The 6,494-nt window shown below is 58.8% G+C and carries 5 protein-coding genes; all 5 read right to left on the bottom strand.

Annotation, left to right across the window (positions count from 1 at the left end; translation table 11 throughout):
* Positions 1–87: 87 nt before the first annotated feature.
* Positions 88–2,628 carry an ABC transporter permease gene (locus tag SO058_RS03385; protein ID WP_320841588.1) on the bottom strand — a complete coding sequence of 847 codons (2,541 nt, stop codon included), beginning with the start codon at positions 2,626–2,628 and terminating at the stop codon, positions 88–90.
* Complete coding sequence (locus tag SO058_RS03380) at positions 2,625–3,314, bottom strand: ABC transporter ATP-binding protein (protein WP_320841587.1); 690 nt, start codon at positions 3,312–3,314, stop codon at positions 2,625–2,627. Before SO058_RS03380 ends, SO058_RS03385 begins: the two co-directional genes overlap by 4 nt.
* A gap of 81 nt (positions 3,315–3,395) precedes the next feature.
* Positions 3,396–4,385, bottom strand: a complete 990-nt coding sequence (locus tag SO058_RS03375) for a sensor histidine kinase (RefSeq protein ID WP_320841586.1) — start codon at positions 4,383–4,385, stop codon at positions 3,396–3,398.
* On the bottom strand, positions 4,372–5,058 hold the full coding sequence (locus SO058_RS03370) for a response regulator transcription factor (protein ID WP_320841585.1): 687 nt from the start codon (positions 5,056–5,058) through the stop codon (positions 4,372–4,374). The genes SO058_RS03375 and SO058_RS03370 overlap by 14 nt, the downstream gene beginning before the upstream one ends.
* A 61-nt stretch (positions 5,059–5,119) precedes the next feature.
* On the bottom strand, positions 5,120–6,490 hold the full coding sequence (locus SO058_RS03365; protein ID WP_320841584.1) for a sodium-dependent transporter: 1,371 nt from the start codon (positions 6,488–6,490) through the stop codon (positions 5,120–5,122).
* Positions 6,491–6,494: the final 4 nt, after the last annotated feature.

Here is a 6,494-nt window from a genome sequence, read left to right as displayed (position 1 = left end):
CCGCACCCCCGCGCGCAAACCCCCCAACGCCTGAGGCCGCCTAACGCGCCTATTTTCCTTTTTAACGTATTGGCGCCGCTTTTCTTCTCAGGTCATGTCATCCCGCAGTGCGTCGATGATATTTTCCTTTCTGATCTTGTTTGTCGCATAGAGCATGGTGATAAAAACGATCAGGAACACACCCAGCACGCTGACGGCCATGCTGCCCCACGGAAATACAAACGGATGGTTGTCCAGCTGTTCCGCCGCCATCAGCCCTGTGTGGATCCAATACGACAGGACTCCCGCGACCGGAACCCCGAACAGCAGCGTCCGCATTCCGTAAAAGGCGCATTCATAGTTCATCATTCTATAAAAACCGCGCTCGCTCATCCCCACCGAACGGAGCATGGCCAGCTCGCGCCGCCGCAGCCGGATATTGGTGGAAATCGTGTTAAAGACGTTGGCGACCGCGATTAGCGAGATCATGATGACAAACACATAGGTGAACACGTCTACCACAAAGGTGCCGCTGCGGAACAAATCGACGGCCGCGGACAGGTTGAGCAGGGTATAGGCCGCGTCCACGCCCGTTTCTTCGATAATCGACTGGATCTCCGCCATGGACGCGGCGGGATTCTTCGCCCACAACGTCAGCCCAAGCTTCTCGGGCGCGCCCAGCGCGTCAAACTGCGGCTTGAGCTGCCACGGCGCGACCGCCATAAGCGCGTAAGCCGGCTCCTTGGCGGACGAGTCCCGCGGCAGCGGGTCCAGCGGATAGCTGTCCACAAACGTGGCGCGGACCGTGTGCGCCTGCTCCCCGGAGGCAGAGCGGAGCGTAAACTCGGCTTCCCTGTTCGTGAGATGGGTTTTGTGTTCGGCCGTATCCACCGCCAAGGCCAAAACCTTTGCGTTTTCGCCGGTATAGTCCGCAGCGGGCAGGCCAAGGTTTTGAATAAAATCGAAATAGATGCTGTCTTCAATAAACTGAACCTCGAGAGGCAGCTCCAACGCCTGCTCTGTGCTTTCCTGCCCCACGGCGTTCCGATAAGTTTCCATAAACGCCTCAGGCAGGCCGCGCGCGGCGCAGGGATAGGTCGCATCTGCCTGATACGTGCTTTTATAGATCCCGCCCGCGGTTTTCAGCCTGTCATACAGCCGCAGCACTTCAGCTTCCCCCATATCCTGGGTATAAAAAGAGAGATCGCCGTCCATTTCCACGGTTAATTCTTTTGAAAGCAGCTTGAGCGTGCTTCCAAACGCGCTTCCCGATACGAACAGCACGACGCTCAGCGTCAGCGAGAGCACAACGCTGCGGTAGCGCCTTTTGTTCCGCTTGAAATTCTTCCGGGCAAGCATGCCCTCTAAGCCGAACAGGCGCTGCGTGGCCATCGACGTTTTTACAGCCTTTGCCTCCGTTTTGATTTCGCCCGTCTGCCGGATGCACGCCATAACCGGCATGTCGGCGGCTTTTCTGGCCGGGATATACGCCGAGAGCAGGATTGTCGCCAGGCTGACCGCAGCAGCAGCCAGCAGAGCGGGAACGGAGACCGATAAGGTCAGCGGCACGGCGCTGCTCGTCATCGTGCTGAAATTTTCAGCTATGATGGGCAGCAAAAGCCCAATGCCGCCGACCCCGGCCAAAATCCCGAGCGGAATGCCGGCGGCGCCGATGCACAGCCCCTCGAACAGCACAGCGCCCCGCAGCTGCTTTCCAGTGGCGCCCACAGACATGAGGATGCCGAACTGATGGGTGCGCTCGCTCAGCGAGATGTTGAACGAATTATAAATGAGAAAGACCGAGCCGATCATGATGATTGCCATTAATATCCCGCCTACTGAATACAGCAGGGTGTTGAACAGCCGGTTATCCGAAACGCCCAAAAAGCGCAGCACGTCCTCGTTGAGCACATACGTGCCACCGCCCGCAAGCGCATCCGCATATGCCCGCACGCCGCGCGGATTTTGGAGCTTCAGGAACAGGCTGCGGCTGTCTGTCCGCGCTGCGGGGTCGGCTCTGGTGATCACGGTATAGCCCGGCGCGTCATGCTCCTCAAACCCGGCTCTTCCATAGGTGCCAACAACCGTGTATCTCTTTTCCTCTGTGGACACAAGCGTCTCGCCGGCGCGAAACGGGTCGTGCTGGCTCAGGGTCTGTTCCCCGTCCCGGCGAAGGCCGGCTGCAAGCGAAAGCGTATCGCCCACTGCAAACCGCAGGCCGCCTTTGACGGCAAGATGGTCGGGGAGCAAGATTTCCCCGCTGTTTTCCGGCAGCCTGCCGGAGATCAGGCTCACCGGCAGGGTATCAAAGGTCTCCGTTTCAAAACCGGCGATAAATAGATAAGGCTTTTCGGGGCTTTTCAGGCCCTCCAGCGCCGCGTAGCCGATATTGTCAAACTGTGCGGCGTTTAAAACCCCGCCGTCCTGTGCCCGCTGCTGCGCGAACGCGGCGTCCGCGTCCAGAAATTCTACGTGCCAATCGCCGCTTTTTGCGATCGAGGTGTTCATCATAAACTGAAGCAGGGAGGTGCCGAAAGCCGCGACCGCCGTGATCAGGGCTGCGGACAGCGCCACGCCGATGATGGTCACCAGCGTCCGCGTCCGATTTTTCTTCAATCCTTGCAGCGCTACTTTATGAAAAATGTTCATAGCCGCGCCACCGGCCTCTCATCCCGCGTCACTTTGCCGTCTGCAATGGTGATGATCCGGTCGGCCTGCAGCGCGATGTTCTCATCATGGGTGACAATCAGCAGCGTTTGCCGGTATTTGCAGTGGCTCTCTTTCAGCAGGCGGATGATCTCCTGCCCGTTGCGGCTGTCCAGGCTGCCGGTCGGCTCGTCGGCCAGCATGACGGCCGGCGCGTTCATCAATGCGCGGCCAATGGCGACGCGCTGCTGCTGTCCGCCGGAAAGCTGGTTGGGCAGATGCGTGGTCCTGTCCTGCAGGCCAAGCAGCTCCAGCAGATCCTCCAGCCGCTCGCGGTTCACCTTGCGATTGTCCATCAGGATCGGCAGCGTGATATTTTCCACCACGTTCAGCGTGGGGATCAGGTTGTGGAACTGGTAGATCAGCCCGACCTGCCGCCTGCGGAACACCGCAAGCTTTTCCTTGCTTTGTGCGTAAACGTCCTGACCGTCCAGATATACCTTTCCGCTTGTCGGCATATCCACGCCCGCAATGGCGTGCAGCAGGGTGGATTTTCCCGAACCCGACGATCCGATGATCGCGGCGAATTCCCCTTTTTCAATGGTGAGCGATACATGATCCAGCGCGGCGACCTGGTTTTCCCCTTTGCCGTAGACCTTGCACAGCTCTTCAATTTGTAAAAATTCCATTCCGGGAGCCCCTTTCTGTTGGTCTGCCCATATCATAGAACTTCACACTTACATTTCCGTGACTTTCTGGTGAGAGATCTGTCACTTTGGAAACCGGATGACAAAGACCGCGCCTCCCTGCGGATGGTTTTTGGCGGTCACCGTCCCACCCTGCCGGGTGATGATGGTTTTACAGAGCGCTAGGCCGATGCCGTAGCCTGAAGCGCCCGCGCTTTTCCCGCGGTAAAACCGGTCAAACAGCCGGGGCAGGTCTTTTTCTGAAAAGCCCGCGCCGCTGTCGCGCATTGTGATCTGTGTGAACAGCGCGGTATCCTCACAGGAAAGTTCCAGCCTGCCGTTGTCCCCGGTGTTTTCCAAGCAGTTTTTTAAAATGTTCCGAACCGCCTCGAGCAGCCAGCCGGCATCTCCCCAGACCGCCGCCCCCTCGGGTGCGACGATGGAAGCTTCAATATGATGCAGCTCCATGGATATTTGAAATGGGCGGAGCGCCGTGTGCAGCAAGCCGCTTATGCCGATGCGTTCTTTTTGGAACACCACGATGCCCGCGTCCAGCCGGGACAGCTTAAGCAGGGAGTTAATCAGCCATTCCATCTGGAGAAACAGCTCCTCGGTTTCCCGCGCCAAGGCCTTGCGCCCGGTTTCCTCCGGCTCGTTTTTGAGCAGGGACAGCATCAGGTTCGCGGAGGTGAGCGGGGTGCGGAGTTGATGGGCGATATCGGCGAGTGAATCAGCCAGGTGGGTCTTCTCTTTTCTGAGCGCGTCGTTCTGCTCCCGGATGCGGAGCGTCATTTTGGTGATCTCGCTTTGCAGGACAGCCAGCTCTCCCTCGTCCGAATCGCTGATGAACACATGCTCGGCATTATGCAGCACGCGGTCGATCTGCTCGGTAAGCTGTGCGATTTTCCGATAGCGCGCTTTGGTGAACGCAAAAAAGGCCGCGCCATAAACAGCAGCGGAAAGGAGCGCCAGCACCCCGGCGGCCGGCTGGATGGCAAAGCCTGCCGCAGCCGTGGCGGCGGTTATGACAGCGAACAGCACGGCGATCTGCCGGATCTCCCTATTCCGCAGCATGGCCGCCTCCCAGCCGGTACCCCAAGCCGCGCACGGTCAGAATGATGCGCGGAGCGGCAGGGTCGTCCTCGATCTTTTCCCGCAGCCGCTTGATGTAGACCGTCAGGGTGTTGTTCGTGACAAACTCGCCCGCCGCGTCCCATAATTCATCCAGCAGATGGTCGCGCGTGAGAATGCTGTTCGGGTTGTTGACGAAAACCAGCAGCAGACGGTATTCCAGCGCGGACAGGTAAATCTCTTTCCCGTCTTTTTCCACAATGCCGCTGGCCGTATTCACAGACAGCCCGCCGGTCTGGAATGCCGGGGCGGCGCGTCCGGCTTTGCGCAACGCCGTTTCGATCCGCGCAATCAGCTCCCGGGGGCGAAACGGCTTGGTGATGTAGTCGTCCGCGCCCATGTTCAGCCCGGTCACCACGCTTGCCTCATCGCCCGAAGCCGTTAAAAAGATCACCGGGATGTCCTGCGTCTGCCGTATCTCCGTGCAGACAGAAAACCCATTCCCGTCCGGCAGGGAGATATCGACCAGCGCCAGATCAAACGCGTTCCCGCCAAGCATGTCCACGGCCTGCCGCTGCGTCGGCGCGTGGAAAACAGAAAATCCCTCCGCGGCAAGCAGGCGCGAAAGATTTTTTGCGATCTCCCTGTCATCCTCAACCAAAAATATCCGTTTCATATCATTTCACCGCCTTATAGAGAAACGGCATAGCCGAAGCTATGCCGTTTAAAAATCTGCGTTAAATCTTGATGATCTGTGCGGCGCGGAGCAGCTCGCCCGCCAGAATGCAGACGACCAGCACGGGCGCGACCCAGCGCACCATGACTTCAAACAGCCGCTTTCTGCGGAATGGGAAGTTCCGCTCGACCTCGTCGGACACGACCTTGGTTCCCACCACGTGGCCGATCAGGATGCAGGTCAGGAACGCGACGATCGGCATAAGCACCGAGTTCGAGATGAAATCGAAGAAATCGAGGAACGCCATACCCATGATCTGCACCGACGCCCACGGGCCGTAGCCCAGACACGAGGGCACGCCGAGCAGCAGCACGACGATCGCGACCAGCACGGTGCACACGCGGCGCGGCAGATGCGCCTTATCATGCACGATGGAAACAACCGTTTCCATCAGTGAAATGGACGAGGTGAGCGCGGCGAACAGCACCAGCAGGAAGAACACCAGACCGACGATGTGGCCCATCCACATCTGCTCGAACACCTTGGGCAGCGTGCCGAACATCAGGCCGGGGCCGGCGTTGATGCCCTCGGCCGTGCCGCCGTTAAAGGCCACCACGGCGGGCACGATCATCAGGCCGGCGATAAACGCGATCGCGGTGTCGAAAATCTCGATTTGGCCGACCGAGCGTTCCAGATTGCTTTCTTTGGGCATATACGACCCGTAGGTGATCATGATACCCATAGCGAGCGACATCGAATAGAACATCTGCCCCATGGCCGCGAGCACGGTCGTTCCCGAGAAGTTGCTGAAATCGGGGACGATATAGAACTTAAGGCCCTCGATCGCACCCGGCATGGTCAGCGAGAACACGGCCACGATGATGGACAGCACGACCAACACGGGCATCATGACCTTGGACACCTTTTCAATGCCCTTTTCCACGCCCAGCAGCACCACGAGCGCGGTGATGAGCACATACAGCACAAACCAGAACAGCGGCGTGGACAGCATCCCGTTCCCGGCAAAGCCGATGAAATCGGTGAAATACTCCCCACCGGCGAGCGCCGCACCGCCGCCCGACACATACTCAAACAGGTATTTCATCACCCAGCCGCCGATGACGCAGTAATACGGCGTGATGATGACCGGCACGAGCGATGCAAGCCAGCCTAAAAACGAAAAACGCTTGTCCAGCGTCCGGTACGCGCCGATGCAGGAAAGCCCGGTCTTCCGGCCGATGGTGATTTCGGTGATCATGAGCGCAAAGCCGAACGTGACCGCCAGAATCAAATACACCAGCAGGAAAATGCCGCCGCCGTATTTCGCGGCCAGATACGGGAACCGCCAGATATTGCCCAGCCCGACCGCCGAGCCCGCCGCCGCCAGCACAAAGCCGATGCGGCTGGAAAAACTACTTCTCTTTTTCTCCATGTTA

The sequence above is a fragment of the Agathobaculum sp. genome (genome assembly GCF_034098985.1).
Taxonomy (GTDB): domain Bacteria; phylum Bacillota; class Clostridia; order Oscillospirales; family Butyricicoccaceae; genus Agathobaculum.
Note: the sequence above shows the minus strand (reverse complement) of the source record. Positions and strands in the feature narration are given on the sequence as shown.